Origin of the sequence: Autumnicola musiva, assembly GCF_031846585.1 — a bacterium.
Classification (GTDB): domain Bacteria; phylum Bacteroidota; class Bacteroidia; order Flavobacteriales; family Flavobacteriaceae; genus Autumnicola; species Autumnicola musiva.
Genome location: NZ_JAVRHK010000006.1, coordinates 40,524 through 55,638, shown reverse-complemented (window position 1 = coordinate 55,638; position 15,115 = coordinate 40,524). Strand labels below are relative to the sequence as shown.

The following is a 15,115-nucleotide window of genomic DNA, read 5'->3' as shown; positions in this document are numbered from 1 at the left end:
TTATTTTTTATTGATTAAAAGCGCTACAGGAAAATTCCCAATCAATTTTTCCAGCGGAATTTTATTGTCATTTATAATATTTTCCGCAGTAAAAACATTATTCCAGTTTTGTGGGGCGATATCAGGTAAATGAAGATAAGATTCCTTTAGCAAGTGATCATCTGCTTTCAAACCTACAGCATATAGGTTCTTTATCTTAACAGGAGCCACAGTAATACTCCATTCTTCCTGATATCTACGCGCAAAGGCAATTACTTTTCCCTCCAGGCCACCTGAAATTTTTAGTCCCAGGTATTCCCCGTTTTCAAACAATTCTGAAGAATTTTTCCTGTTTTGAATGGTTTTATGAAGCACATAAAATTTTATTTTTCCATCGCTAAAATTCTGTTTTAAGCCCTGAAGATAATTTCCAGTTTCTTCCGGATCAGTACTTTTTATTTCCCTGAGATAATTATTTCTTTTTTCATAATCAACCGGACGCCGGTTATCGGGATCTACATAACTTAAATCCCAAAGCTCAGTACCCTGGTAAATATCCGGCACGCCGGGAACAGTATTTTTTATCAAAACCTGGGCACAGGATTTTACAACCGCCAAAACTGCTATTTTCTCCTGAAACGAATCAAAAGAAGCACAAAATTGGGCATTTTTCAGAATACTTTTTATAAAATCAAAAACAGCATTTTCATGTTCTTCATCCGGGATGGACCAATTTGAATTCACTTTTGCCTCCCTCATCACCTTCTGCAGGTAATTCGTGGTACGCTGTAAAAATTCTTCTTTGTCATAATCTCCGAAAGGAATTGCCCCAATTAAAGCCTGATAAATAAAATATTCTTCATTATCATCGGGAGCATTTTTCGTTTTTAGACCCTTATTTATTTCTTTCCATTCTTTTACTTTTTCAAACCATTCCGCGGGAAATTCACTTAATACGGCCAGCCTCATCCGGCTGTCTTCCCCTCTCTTTGTGTCATGCGTTGCAGTACCGTTAAGTGCGTGAGGAAAATCTTTTTGTTTTTCCAGCATCTTTCGATGAAAATCTTCAATAGAAATTCCAAAATTATCCGGAGAATCTCCTACTTCATTGTGCAAAATGAGACGGTTGTAAATATAGAAACTGGTGTCTTCCACTCCTTTGGCCGCCAATGGCCCGCTGAATTGCTGACAACGTTGAAGAAAATATAAACTTTTTTCAGTGTTTTTTCCTGCTTCATTAATCAGCAACGATTTTATAAAAGAAAGTTCTTTCTGTAATCCCGATTGCTTTTCCAGAGCTTTATTATAAGCTATATCAATGATTTTCAACTCTGATTTCTCTAAAGGAAATTTCTTCGGATATATACGATAAATAGGAAAAGCTGCCAGGAAAGCGCATAATGCTTCTTTAGTATTTTTTTCTTCTAAATCCTCAGCCAGTAAATTTTCATCTTTTAGATAAAGCATAAGATTATGAAGCTCCCCTCCCATTCTTTCCTTCAGGATAAAAAGCTTTTTCTCATAAACCATATCTTCATATTCAGAAACTTCTGAAGCTATGTTACGGTATTCTTTAGTAAAATGATCTTTGTTTTCTGAAGCAGTAAAAAGATGATTTATCTGTGCCAGAAATTCATACCCGCTGGTTCCCTGAACAGGCCATTTTACAGGTAATTTTTCTTCGGCTTCCAAAATCTTTTCCACTACAATATAAGCATCTTCCCCTGCAAGCTCCCGGAGTTTTCGGGTATAGTCTTCCGGATCAAAAAGTCCGTCAATATGGTCAACCCGAAGGCCTTGAATCAAGCCAGCCTCCAGCAATTCCTTAATGAAGTAATGATAATTTTCAAAAACCTTATCATTTTCCATGCTAAGGCATATCAGGTCATTAATGGTGAAAAACCTGCGATAGTTAATTTCACTTTCCGTAGTTTGCCAGTGTACAGGTTTAAAATACTGCAATTCCAGAAATTCCAAAAATTGATCCTGATCATTATTTACTTTATCAAGTCGCTTTGTAATAATGTTTTCGAGTTCCCTGTCTTCTTTGAACTCTTTAAAAAATGCAGCTTTTAATTCCTGCCAGGCTTCTGCATTACCGGAAAAATTCCTGAACTTTTCATTCCAGTCCTCTAAAGAAGTTTCCTTCAGAATAGATTCGTAGGAACGTGCGGCAACAGGATAAATATGATCAAAATATTTTAGAACCAGTCCACCTTTATCCATGACAATCTTTAATTCCTTATTCTGAAGGATTTTCTCCAGGGAATCACCCAGGAAAGCGGCCATTACCTTGTTCCAGCCTTTATATTCCCAGTTGATGTCGAAAAAATTGTAATACCGGGAATCTGGCCCCAATTCAAAAATATCGCACAACCAGGGATTGCTGCTGTCAAAAGCCATATGATTGGGAACAATGTCCTGAAGCCAGTTCATGTCCCGCTTATGCAAGTCAGTAGAAATTGCTTTAAAATCTTGTAGTTTTCCAATGGCAGAATTTATGGTAAATGGATCAACCACATCGTACCCATGGGTACTTCCTTCTCTTGCTTTGAAAAAAGGCGCCGAATAGATAGTGGAAACCCCAAGTTGATCCAGATAATCTACAATGCCATGGAGATCTTCAAAGGTGAAGTCTGGAGACAGTTGTAATCTGTATGTAGATACTGGTATTTTCATACCTCAACAAGATTAAGATTTTTAGTAAGGCGTAAAAATGATTCCTTCCACTTTTCCCTCTCAGAGTCTTTTTTAACACCTACCCTATTTGCAGAATCCAGTTCTTCTTCCCTCATGCTGAAAACAATATTTTGTGCTTCCCATGTTTCGGGTTCAAGTGTACTTTCATGCAGTAGCTCAATAAACTCATTTATACAATCCATTAGTTCAGTATCACTTGGATTTTCTTTTAATTGCCGCATTAATGCATTAAGCCTTTTATCACTTAAGAAACTAAGCGTTACCACATCAAGATTAATATTGATTTGTCTTGCAGAATGTATTAAAGATTTAAAGCTACCAAGATCGAAATCTTCTTCCCTTAATATATTCCCAAGCTTGGTATTTAATGCCAGTTCTGCAGGAAGTTTTAGCCTGTTTGGAACCTTCATGTGAATTTCCTTAAAGGTTTGTAACAATGGATAGCTATTTTCATAAACCTGCTGTATAGCACCTTCGGCTCCTTTTAAAGTATTTTCCATTACCAGATCCATAATGCTCTGTTGTTCATCACGGAATAAATGCCAGAATGAATAATTATGATTTCCAAAGTAACTATCCATCATATTAAATATCTCATAGACATTTCCTTTTTGAAAAAATTCGGCTACGTTATGATGTAATTCTTCAAGTGCTTCAGCTCCCATATAAGGACGCACTCCACCAAATAAATGGTGATCTCCCATATGTAGCACCGCATAAGAGATATCTACTTTTTCCCAGGTAATATCGGACCTAAATTCCGTTCTCCCAACAACAAGCTTTTGTTTTCCCGCTTCATAAAAATGCTGCTCTTTTGTAACCGCACTAAAGTTGTAAAGGCTAACCTCATCGGGAAAGTCTTCAAAGAGAGAAGATACAGCATAATGCGCCCCAATACGTATCATGTCAAGAGCCATTGGCTTTACAAATTTATCATAAGCAACTCTGGCAGAATCAAAATCCGGCATATTACTGGGTACTTTTTCGAGGTATTTCACGAAAGTATCCTCATAATTTTCGCCACTAATTTCCTCGGCAAGCTGTACAGCTCTCTTTGCATAAAAAATATCCTGCATAGATTCTATTCCGGACACCTCATCAAAGAACCAGCCGCAACTGGTATACATAAGCATGGCATGATACTGCATTTCCAGCAATTTCAGGAGTTTTACTTTTTCTTCCTCCTGTAATTCTCCACCAAAACGCTGTTTTAAAAATGCCTGTACATTTTCTTCACTGCGGTCCAACACAACCTGAATATACTTGTCCCGTACTTCCCAGGGAGTAGAGGTATATTGCTTCATTTCCTTTTCATACAGCTCAATTAACTGCTCCCTTACCCAATCAAAAGTTTCCCGAAGGGGAGCTCTCCATTTCTGGTTCCAGTTATCATGGCCTCCTGTATTACAGCCACAATCACTTCTCCATCGCTCTACACCGTGGTAACAGCTCCAGGAAGTATTTTCGATGATTTCCACCTCATGTTGGGGAGGATGTTTTTCCAGAAACTCACCATAAATAGTAAGCTTAGCTTCTTCATGCTCCTCTATATAATCAAGGCAGTAAGACAGAGCCATCTCACCAAGTTTGTGGTGGTGCCCATAGCTCTCACCATCGGTAGCAATATGTACCAGCTGAACATCTTCTTCTTCGGTAAACTGACCCTGCAGGCGATTGGCAAAACGCTCACCATCGTTCAGCAGGCCTTCAAATGCAACACCCTGTGACGCTGGCCCATCATAAAAAAAGAGGGTGATTGTATTACCTGAAGGCAGGTTACACACGTAAGGTTTACGTGGATCAACTTTGGCATCGGTGGCATCCTCCCACTTTTCATCGCCTATTTTACGCATCCTCCTGGCCTGGTATGGTGAAAGAATGGTAAATTTAATACCATGTTTGGCAAGTATTTCAAGTGTCTCGGTATTGGCCGCAGTCTCTCCTAACCACATACCTTCAGGAGAACGTTGAAATCTGGATTTGAAATCCTCAATTCCCCAGATAACCTGTGTTTCTTTATCTCTTTCATTGGCCAACGGCATAATAAGGTGATTATAAGCCTGTGCCAGAGCTGCACCATGACCAGAAAAACGTTCTCTGCTGTCTTTATCTGCCTGTAAGATTCCCTCATAGGTTTCAGGAGCTTCATGCTGCATCCACGCCAAAAGGGTTGGGCCTATATTAAAGCTCATCCAGGCATAATTATTCATAATATCCTCAATTTTTCCTTCGGAATTAAGAATACGGGAAGAGGAATTTCGAATGTAACATTCGGCATTAATTCTATGGTTCCAGTCGTGGTAAGGATATGCCGAATCCTGAATTTCTACCTTGTTTAGCCATGGATTTTCCCTTGGTGGCTGATAAAAATGCCCGTGAATACAAATATATTTTTCTTTCATAGTTATTTTATTGATAAGTGATTATGCTCCAGATGATTAATTTAGGATTCCGGAATTCCAATGTATGCTAAAAGGTATTTATAATTTAAGCAAGATGTAAATATTTTTCTAACTTTTACAAATTATTAATGATTCCGGCGGAATATTTATTATTCTGTAGATATCTGATTTTGAAGAGAAATCTGCCGGACCATCCCATTTCTTCTCTGCAGAAGCCAAAATGATATTGATATTTTCTTCAGAGATATTAAGAGTTTGATTTTCTTCGCTAAAGTTGAAAAGTGCGGTAAGTTTGCCAGCCGAAGCAATAATTAGCTTCTTCTGTTCATCTACTTCAGTATGAATCTCTTTCTCCACAAAATCTTTAAAAGCTCCTTCTTTACGTAGACGAATCAGTTCTTTATAGAAGTTAAATATCACCTTCTTTTTTTCAGATTCTTCAAAATTCCAGTTGATTTTTGAATTATTAAAAGTTTCTTCAGACTGTGGATCGGGAAACTCTCCTTTTTTTTGATTGAAGTATTCAAACTCCTTTTTCCTGCCTTCCTGAACAGCTTTTACCAGGTCTGGATCCCCATGACTAACGAAATACTGAAAAGGATTATCCTCTGCAAATTCCTCTCCCATAAATAGCATTGGAACCATTGGAGAAGTAAGCAAAACTCCGGCAGAAAGTTTCAATTTTTCAAAAGAAATAAGCTGAGTAAGGCGATCTCCCAACATCCTGTTCCCTACCTGATCATGATTTTGAATACATACTACAAAACTGGAAGAAGACAGTTCTGCAGGACTGTTTCCAATTGTTCTCTTTCTGAAGCTTGAATATACACCATCATAAACAAATGCCTGTCGAAAAGATTTTGCCAGTTGGTTTAGCTTTCCGTAATCGGCATAATAACCTTCATCTTCACCGGTTAGAAGAGTATGCAGAGAATGGTGAAAATCATCCACCCATTGTGCTTCCAGGCCAAAACCTCCCTTGGAATACGAATTAATAATCTTTACATCATTTAGGTCACTTTCTGCTATGAGCACATATTTACGATCGCTCTTTTTCTCCAAATTATCCACCTGTTCACTTAGATCACGCAGCAAATGTTTGGCTCCTCTGTCAATTATTTCATGAATAGCATCCAGGCGGAGTCCATCAAAATGATATTCTTCCAGCCACATTATTGCGCTCTGCAAGAAAAAATTTCGAACATGGTCCGAAAAAGGGTCATCAAAATTTATCGCTTTTCCCCAGGGGGTTTTATATTTCTCAGTAAAGTAAGGCCCGAATTCGGAAAGGTAATTTCCTTCCGGCCCCATATGGTTATAAACCGCATCCAGTATTACCGCTATACCTTTTGCATGACAACTATCAATTAATTCTTTTAAAGCTTCAGTACTACCGTAACTTTCCTGAGCTGCGTATGGGTATACTCCGTCATATCCCCAATTTCTATTTCCCGGAAATGCAGAAAGAGGCATAACCTCTATGGCATTTATTCCCAACTCCAAAAGATGATCCAATTTTTCCTGAATTCCACGGAAGGTACCTTCCGCCGTAAAAGTACCAACATGCAGCTCGTAGATAATCATTTTATCCATTGAAAGACCTTTCCAGTCTTCATCATTCCATTTATATGAATTATTATTAATTACCTGTGACCATTCATGTACACCTTCAGGCTGATAGCGTGAAGCGGGATCGGGAAATTTCTTTACACCATTCAGCTGGAATTTATATAAAGTGCCTGGTTCTATTTCTTCAAGAGTTTTACTCCAGTAGCCTTTCTCTTCTTTATTTAATAAAACGGGAAGTTCATTATTTTTAAAGATTACTTCAACTTTTTCAGCTGAAGGTGCCCATACTGTAAATTCACAATTATCATTCTCTTTAAAAATAGCTCCTACTTTTCTTTCCATAATCCTCTTTCTAAATAAGTTCAACCACATCCAAATCTAACAAGGATAAATTGTAATTATAGATGTTTAGTAATTATTTAACTAGAGTATTTACTCTGCTTATTTACCTTTAGTAGAGATTTGTTTGAGAATTCCTTATTCTATGGAGTCTCTATAGAGTAAAAATATTAAAAAATTAAAAAATTTTCATGAAGGCAGAAGGGCAAAAAAGAGCAAGTATTAGAAATGTTTCTCCTCAAATTGAGTGTGGCAAATATCAAATCAAGAGGATCGTTGATGAAAGAATAGAAGTAGAAGCTGATATTTTTGGAGACGGACATGATAAAGTGGACGCCGTACTCCTATACCGGGAAGCGGGAGACGAAAATAAGTGGGAGGAAATTCCTATGATTCATGAAGGAAATGACCACTGGTCTTCAGCCTTTGAAGGAAGCCAGCCCGGAATTTATGAATATACTATTGAAGCATGGATTGACCACTTCAACACATGGAGAAGCGGCCTAAATAAAAAGATAGAGGCCCGGCAGAATGTGAAAACTGAAATTCTTATTGGAGCAGAACTTATGGAAGATGCCCTTGCTCAGGCAAATTCCGGCCAAAAGAAGCAATTGCGAAACTGGATAAACCTTCTGCGGGACGAAGAGAAAGAATCTGAAGCAATATCCAAAATTTTTGAAGATGCAGTTACAAATGTAATGTATCAAACCCGGCAACGGGAAAGAGCAACCCGTTATAAAAAGATACTTAAGGTAAAGGTGGAAAGAAAACGGGCTCTCTTCAGTGCATGGTATGAATTTTTCCCAAGGTCTACTTCAGAAACACCCGGAAAACATGGAACATTTAAGTCTTCAGAAAAAATATTGCCTGAAATTGCCAATATGGGCTTTGATGTTATTTATCTACCCCCTATTCATCCTATTGGAAAGAGCCACCGGAAAGGTATAAATAATGCTACGGAAGCACAGCCGGGTGATCCGGGCTCCCCATGGGCGATCGGTTCTGAAGAAGGAGGACATAAAGCCATTCATCCGGAATTAGGAACTATAGATGATTTTACTTCTTTTGTAAAAAAAGCTGAAAAAAACGGGATAGAAGTAGCTATTGACTTTGCTATACAATGCAGTCCGGACCATCCTTATGTAAAGGAGCATCCGCAATGGTTTAAATGGCGGCCAGACGGAACGGTGCAGTATGCTGAAAATCCCCCCAAAAAATATCAGGATGTTCTCCCTGTAAATTTTGAGACTGAAGATTGGGAAAATCTATGGGAGGAATTAAAAAGTGTTGTGGAATATTGGATTGATAAAGGAGTGAAAATTTTTAGAGTAGATAATCCACATACCAAATCTTTTATTTTCTGGGATTGGCTTATTCAAGAAATTAACAAAAACCATAAGGACATTATCTTTCTTGCAGAAGCTTTTACGCGTCCACGGGTAATGGAAGAATTGGGAAAAGTAGGATTTACGCAATCTTACACCTATTTCACCTGGAGGAATTCCAAAGAGGAATTCCAGGAATATTTAACAGAACTTACCCAAACGGAACTCAGAGAATATTTTAGGCCCAACTTCTGGCCCAATACGCCCGATATTCTTCCTGTTTCCCTTGAAAATCAAAGTGAAGCTTCATTCCTTATCAGGATAATCCTGGCCTCCACCCTTTCCTCAAATTATGGAATATATGGTCCTTTATTTGAATTCGGTTTGAATGAAGCATATCCGGGTAAAGAGGAATATACCCGCTCTGAAAAATATGAAGTGAAGCATTGGGACTGGTACCGGCCTACAAGAACCAAAGAAATTATTAGTCAGCTTAACAGCATAAGGAATGAAAATACTGCTCTTCAAACTACCTATAATATTTCCTTTGCCGATACCGACAACGATCAGCTAATTTGCTATTCAAAGATAGATAAACGAACCGGAAATAAACTTCTAATTGTGGTGAATCTGGATCCTCATCATACCCAATCCGGTTGGATAAAAGTGCCTTTGAAGGAACTGGAAATAAAAGGCCATCAACCTTTTGCCGTTGTTGATCTGCTTACCGCCTCCAGATATATATGGCAAAATGAATGGAATTATGTAGAGCTCCATCCACAGGCACTACCTGCACATATTTTACGTATTGAAACAACTAATGAGAGATAAAAAATTATACCACTAATTATATGAGTAACCCTATAAATATTGACGAAAATCTGCATTGGTATAAAGATGCAGTAATATACGAACTACATATTAAAGCTTTTTTTGACAGTGACGGAGATGGAATTGGTGATTTTCAGGGCTTACTGCAAAAACTTGATTACCTTGAAGATCTTGGAGTAACTGCAATCTGGCTTTTACCATTTTATCCTTCTCCGCTTAAAGATGACGGGTATGATATTGCAGATTATTATAACATTAATCCATCTTACGGAGATGTAAAAGTCTTTAAAAAACTAATAAAGGAAGCCCACAAGAGAGGCTTAAAAATAATTACTGAACTTGTAATTAACCATACATCAGATCAGCACCCCTGGTTCCAAAGGGCCAGAAGAGCACCTGCAGATTCTGATTATAGGAATTATTATGTATGGAGTGACGACCCCCAAAAGTATAAGGACGCCAGAATTATATTTACAGACACCGAACCTTCTAACTGGACGTGGGATCCCGTGGCAAAGGCATATTACTGGCACCGTTTCTTTTCTCATCAGCCAGACCTGAACTTTGACAATCCCCAGGTGCAAAAAGAAGTCTTTAGAATTATGGACTACTGGTGTAAAATGGGTGTTGACGGTTTCCGCCTGGATGCGGTTCCCTACCTTTTTGAAAGGGAAAATACAAACTGCGAAAATTTACCCGAAACCCATGAATTCCTGAAAAAATTACGTGCACACATTGATAAGAATTACGATAATAAACTTCTGTTAGCCGAAGCAAATATGTGGCCGGAAGATTCCGCAGCCTATTTTGGGGAAGGAGATGAATGTCATATGAATTATCATTTCCCAATTATGCCCAGGATGTTTATGGCGGTAAAAATGGAAGACCGTTATCCAATAATTGACATTATTGATCAGACTCCTGAAATTCCCGACTCCTGTCAATGGGCAATTTTTCTTAGAAATCATGATGAGTTGACACTGGAGATGGTTACCGATGAAGAAAGGGATTACATGTATAAGGTTTATACCAAAGATCCGCAAGCAAAAATAAATGTTGGGATTCGGCACAGGCTTGCTCCCTTACTGGAGAACAACCGAAACAAAATTGAATTGATGAATGTGTTGCTGTTTTCGCTGCCCGGCACTCCTGTAATTTATTATGGGGATGAAATAGGAATGGGAGACAATTTCTATCTGGGGGACAGGGATGGAGTACGTACTCCTATGCAATGGACGGCAGACAGGAATGCCGGCTTTTCTACCACTAATCCTCATAAGCTTTACCTCCCGGTAATTATTGATCCGGAATATAAGTACGAGGCGGTAAATGTGGAAGCACAACAAATGAATTCTTCTTCCCTGCTATGGTGGATGAAGCGAATAATTGGAATGAGAAAAAGATTTAAGGCTTTTGGGCGGGGAGATATAAACTTCCTTTCTCCTTCTAATTCTAAAATAATTGCTTATACACGTAATTATGAAGATGAACATATTCTTATCCTTGGGAATCTTTCAAGATTTCCGCAGGCTGCTGAATTGGAACTGGAAGATTATGAAGGATATACTCCTATAGAAGTCTTTAGTCATAATAAATTTCCAAGGGTTTCAGAGAATCCATACCTCTTTACCATGGGACCCCACGGATACTACTGGTTTGTTCTTGAAAAAGACAAGGAGCAAAGTGAAAAAGCAGATATTCCCGCATTAAAAGTTGGATCATGGCCTGAACTTTTAGAAGCGAAGGTACAGGCGAAACTTGAAAATAAGGTGCTTCCAATTTATCTTAATTCCTGCAGGTGGTTCGGAGGAAAATCTAGAGTAATACAGAATATTTCGGTAAATCATAAGATAGATATTCCTGTAAAGGATTTATCAGCTACCTTAATTACGATTGAAGTAAACTATAACGATGGTTTACCAGAAGTTTACCAGCTTCCACTGGCATTTGTACCATATCACAGGGAAGAAGAAATAAGGGAGATTCCTGAAAAAGGAGCTATTACAAGGTTAACCGTAGGAAAAGAAGAGGGAATTTTATTTGATGCAGTTTACAATGAAGATTTTAGAAACACCATCTTCAAGAATATTAAAAAGAACAAAACCATAGGCAGCGGAAAAAAAAGCCTGAACTTCTATCATGGAGATGAAGAAATAAATATAGAATCTGAGACGCTGAATTCAAAAATTCTTAACGCCGAGCAGAGCAATACTTCTTTGATCTTCGACAATAGATATTTCCTTAAGCTTTACAGGAAACTGGACAATACAATTAATCCCGATCTGGAGATTACCAGGTATCTTTCTGAAAAAACCGATTATGAAAATGCTCCCTGTTTTAGAGGAGCCATAGAATTAAAAGCCGGGGTGCGCAATATCATCGTATTGGGTATGATGCAGGATTTAATTCCTAACCAGGGAGATGCCTGGGATTATACTAAAGATGCTATAAACAGGTATTATGAAAATGTAATGACCAGGCCTAAAGAAATTAAGCTGCTTCCGGCAAAACAAGATCTTACTATACCTTTAAGCTATAAAGAAATTCCAACAGATATGCAGGATCTGATGGGAGGTATTTTTCCCGAACGAATTTCATTATTAGGACAGCGTACGGCAGAAATGCATCGGGCACTTGCAGCACATCCTGAAGAAGAAGATTTTGAGCATGAAGCTTTTTCACTTCATTATCAGCGCTCACTTTTCTCCTCTTTGCAGTCTCTCACCAGGAACAGCTTTACTAATCTTCAGAAGAATTTGAAGCATCTTCCTGAAGAAGTGAAAAAAGAGGCAAAAGAAGTGCTGGATATGAAAAGCGATGTTTTGAAATGTTTTAAAAGAGTTTTCGCCCATAAAATTCCTGTAATGAAAATCAGGACGCATGGGGATTACCACCTGGGGCAGGTACTTTGGACGGGTAAAGATTTCATCATTATAGATTTTGAAGGAGAGCCTGCGAGGGCCTTTAGTGAAAGAAGGTTGAAACGTTCTGCGCTAAGGGATGTGGCCGGAATGGTAAGATCATTTCATTATGCAGCATACAGTACCATAATGGAACCGGAATTTGATCAACAAAGAAAAGATGGTGATCTTGAGGACTGGGCAGAATCCTGGTACTATTATGTTACCAGATTATACCTCAAGGGATATTCGGATACTGTGGGAGAAAACAGTTTTATCCCTGAAGATCAGGAAGATTATGATATCCTGATGGACACTTTTCTGCTTGAGAAAGCAGTATATGAACTGAATTACGAACTAAACAATCGTCCCGATTGGGTATTAATTCCACTTAGGGGCATAAAATCAATTATTGGGAGGTACAGAGATGGCAAAGAAAGAAAATAAAATTACAGATAAAGACAGGAAAATAACATCAAAAGCTAAAAGCGGAACGGCAAAATCTTCAAAAACTCCGGATACTTCAGGCGAGGTGAAGGGGCCGAAAGGCGTGGGGGAAAAAAGCCCCCGCTCTTCTGCCCCTGCTAAAAAGACCAATGCCGGGAAAGCAAAAACTAAAGGTTCAACTAAATCAGAACCTGCAGCAAAACAACAGGCTACCGGTGAGAAGGTATCACCAAAAAAGTCTGTAGCGGGCAAATCAACAGCTTCGGAAAAGAAGAAATCGGCTAAATCTACATCGGCAACAAAAACGTCAAAAGCTAAGAAAGCAACGGAAAAAAATTCTAAGGAAAAAAAAGCTACTAAACCTAAAGCAGGAAAAACAGCTGCTTCAAAAAAAGAAACAAAAAGTACTTCTGAAAATCTCGCTTCAACAGTAAAGGGTATTGCAGATAAAGTAATACCCGACGAGGAAACTCAGAAAAAAATAACTAAAGCAGCCAAAGATCTATTGCCAGATCAAAAAACTGCAAAGAAAACGGCAAAAAAAACACTGGATACTGTACTGCCGGATGACGAATCCAAGAAAAATGAAAATGATATAACCCGGGAAAAATCAACCGAAGAACAGGATTGGTTCTCCTTATTTACAGATTTTGATGTTCACCTGTTCAAGGAAGGAAAACATTATCATTTGTATAAAAAATTCGGAGCACATCCGGTAAAGCATAAGGGGCAGGAAGGAATTTATTTTTCTGTCTGGGCACCCAACGCAGAAACAGTTTTCGTGATTGGTGACTTTAATGGATGGAACAGGGAAAAGAATCCTATGAATGTTCGGCATGACCATTCCGGAATCTGGGAGATTTTTATACCTGAAGCTAAAAACGGAAGTTTGTATAAATATTTCATCAAGTCCACCAATGGCTATGAAGCTGAAAAAGGAGATCCCTACGCTTCCCGATGGGAAACTCCTCCAAATACTGCATCGGTAGTCTGGGATATAGAAAATTCCTGGAATGATAAGGAATGGATGGAAAAGCGTCGCGATAATGCCCAAAAAAATAAGCCTGTTTCTGTTTATGAATTACACGTAGGTTCTTGGAAAAGAAAGCCGGAAGAAGATAACCGCTCATTGTCTTACCGGGAATTGGCTGAAGATTTACCGGCTTATCTTAATGAAATGGGCTTTACGCATGTTGAGTTTATGCCTGTAATGGAACATCCGTTCTTTGGCTCCTGGGGTTATCAGGTTACCGGATATTTTGCTCCATCTAGCAGGTTCGGGAGTCCGCAGGACTTTATGCATCTTGTAGAGTCCTTACACCAGGCAGGAATTGGAGTTATACTGGACTGGGTTCCCTCCCATTTCCCTTCAGATTTGCACGGATTGCACTATTTTGATGGAACTTTTTTGTATGAACATGCCGACCCGAGAAAAGGATTTCATCCGGACTGGCAAAGCTATATTTTTAACTACGGAAGAAATGAAGTTCGTTCCTTCCTCATAAGTAATGCTCTCTTTTGGTTGGAGAAATTTCACGCTGATGGATTAAGGGTAGATGCTGTAGCTTCTATGCTTTACCTGGATTACTCCCGTAAGGAGGGTGAGTGGGAAACTAATGAATTTGGCGGAAATGAAAATCTTGAAGCTATAAGTTTTCTAAAAGAATTTAACGAAGTTGTTTATGGTGAACATCCAGATATTATGACCATTGCTGAAGAATCTACAGCCTGGCCAATGGTTTCCAAACCAACTTATATTGGTGGCCTTGGATTTGGAATGAAATGGATGATGGGCTGGATGCATGATACCTTGAGTTATTTTCAGGAAGATCCAATTAATAGAAAATACCATCAAGATACGATTACCTTCAGTACAAATTATGCTTTTACTGAAAATTTCATGCTTCCCTTATCACACGACGAGGTTGTATATGGAAAACAGGCAATATGGAACAAAATGCCTGGGGATGACTGGAATAAATATGCCAATCTGAGAAGCCTTTATGCTTATATGTATGCCCACCCCGGAACAAAATTACTATTTATGGGTGCAGAATTTGCGCAAAAAACTGAATGGAACCACGATTCAAGTTTGGATTGGCATGAAACAGACCATGCTCCCAGCCGGCAAATCCAGGAGACTTTAAAATCACTAAATAAATTATACAAAGAAGAACCTGCTCTTTATGAAAAAGCTTTTGATAGTGATGGTTTTGAGTGGATAGATATAAAGGATGCGGAAAACAGTATTATCAGTTTTTTAAGAAAAGGTGAAAATGAGAAAGATAATGTAATGGTAGTTTGTAACTTAACTCCCGTACCAAGAGAAAATTACCGAATAGGAATACCGACTGAAGGAACATGGTATGAAATTTTAAATACCGATGATGAACAATTTGGTGGAAGCAATGTTGGAAATAAGGATGATATAGAAACAAAAGCGCTTCCTGCACACGGGAAAGATCATTCTATTGCCCTTACCTTACCTCCTATGGGGGTGATTTATCTGAAAAAGAAATAGAATACATTTTTATTTTGAATAAGAAACCTTCAGGAATTTATTTTCAGGAGGTTTTTTATTTGAAGGAAGAAGAAATTAGTAGCTGTCTTTTCAAAGAATAGT

Annotated in this window: 6 protein-coding genes; 3 read left to right on the top strand and 3 right to left on the bottom strand. The window is 38.4% G+C overall.

Annotated elements, in window-relative coordinates; all coding sequences use genetic code 11:
* From treY to treZ, 3 genes are all read right to left on the bottom strand, one after another.
* Nucleotides 1-2,658, bottom strand: coding sequence for a malto-oligosyltrehalose synthase (gene treY / locus RM539_RS09755; RefSeq protein ID WP_311503206.1), 2,658 nt, complete (start codon nt 2,656-2,658; stop codon nt 1-3).
* Nucleotides 2,655-5,081 (bottom strand): DUF3536 domain-containing protein, encoded by a 2,427-nt coding sequence (locus RM539_RS09750; RefSeq protein ID WP_311503205.1) that lies wholly within the window; start codon nt 5,079-5,081, stop codon nt 2,655-2,657. The genes treY and RM539_RS09750 overlap by 4 nt, the downstream gene beginning before the upstream one ends.
* Before the next feature lie 108 nt (nt 5,082-5,189).
* Nucleotides 5,190-6,992, bottom strand: a complete 1,803-nt coding sequence (gene treZ / locus RM539_RS09745; RefSeq protein WP_311503204.1) for a malto-oligosyltrehalose trehalohydrolase — start codon at nt 6,990-6,992, stop codon at nt 5,190-5,192.
* 188 nt (nt 6,993-7,180) lie between these two features.
* Between treZ and RM539_RS09740 the strand changes: the two genes are divergently transcribed.
* From RM539_RS09740 to glgB, 3 genes are read left to right on the top strand one after another with little or no spacing between them, the layout of a single operon-like run.
* Nucleotides 7,181-9,145, top strand: a complete 1,965-nt coding sequence (locus RM539_RS09740) for an alpha-1,4-glucan--maltose-1-phosphate maltosyltransferase (protein WP_311503203.1) — start codon at nt 7,181-7,183, stop codon at nt 9,143-9,145.
* A 20-nt stretch (nt 9,146-9,165) separates the two neighbouring features.
* Complete coding sequence (treS, locus tag RM539_RS09735; RefSeq protein WP_311503202.1) at nt 9,166-12,492, top strand: maltose alpha-D-glucosyltransferase; 3,327 nt, start codon at nt 9,166-9,168, stop codon at nt 12,490-12,492.
* Nucleotides 12,473-15,013 (top strand): 1,4-alpha-glucan branching protein GlgB, encoded by a 2,541-nt coding sequence (gene glgB / locus RM539_RS09730; RefSeq protein ID WP_311503201.1) that lies wholly within the window; start codon nt 12,473-12,475, stop codon nt 15,011-15,013. Before treS ends, glgB begins: the two co-directional genes overlap by 20 nt.
* Nucleotides 15,014-15,115 lie beyond the last annotated feature (102 nt).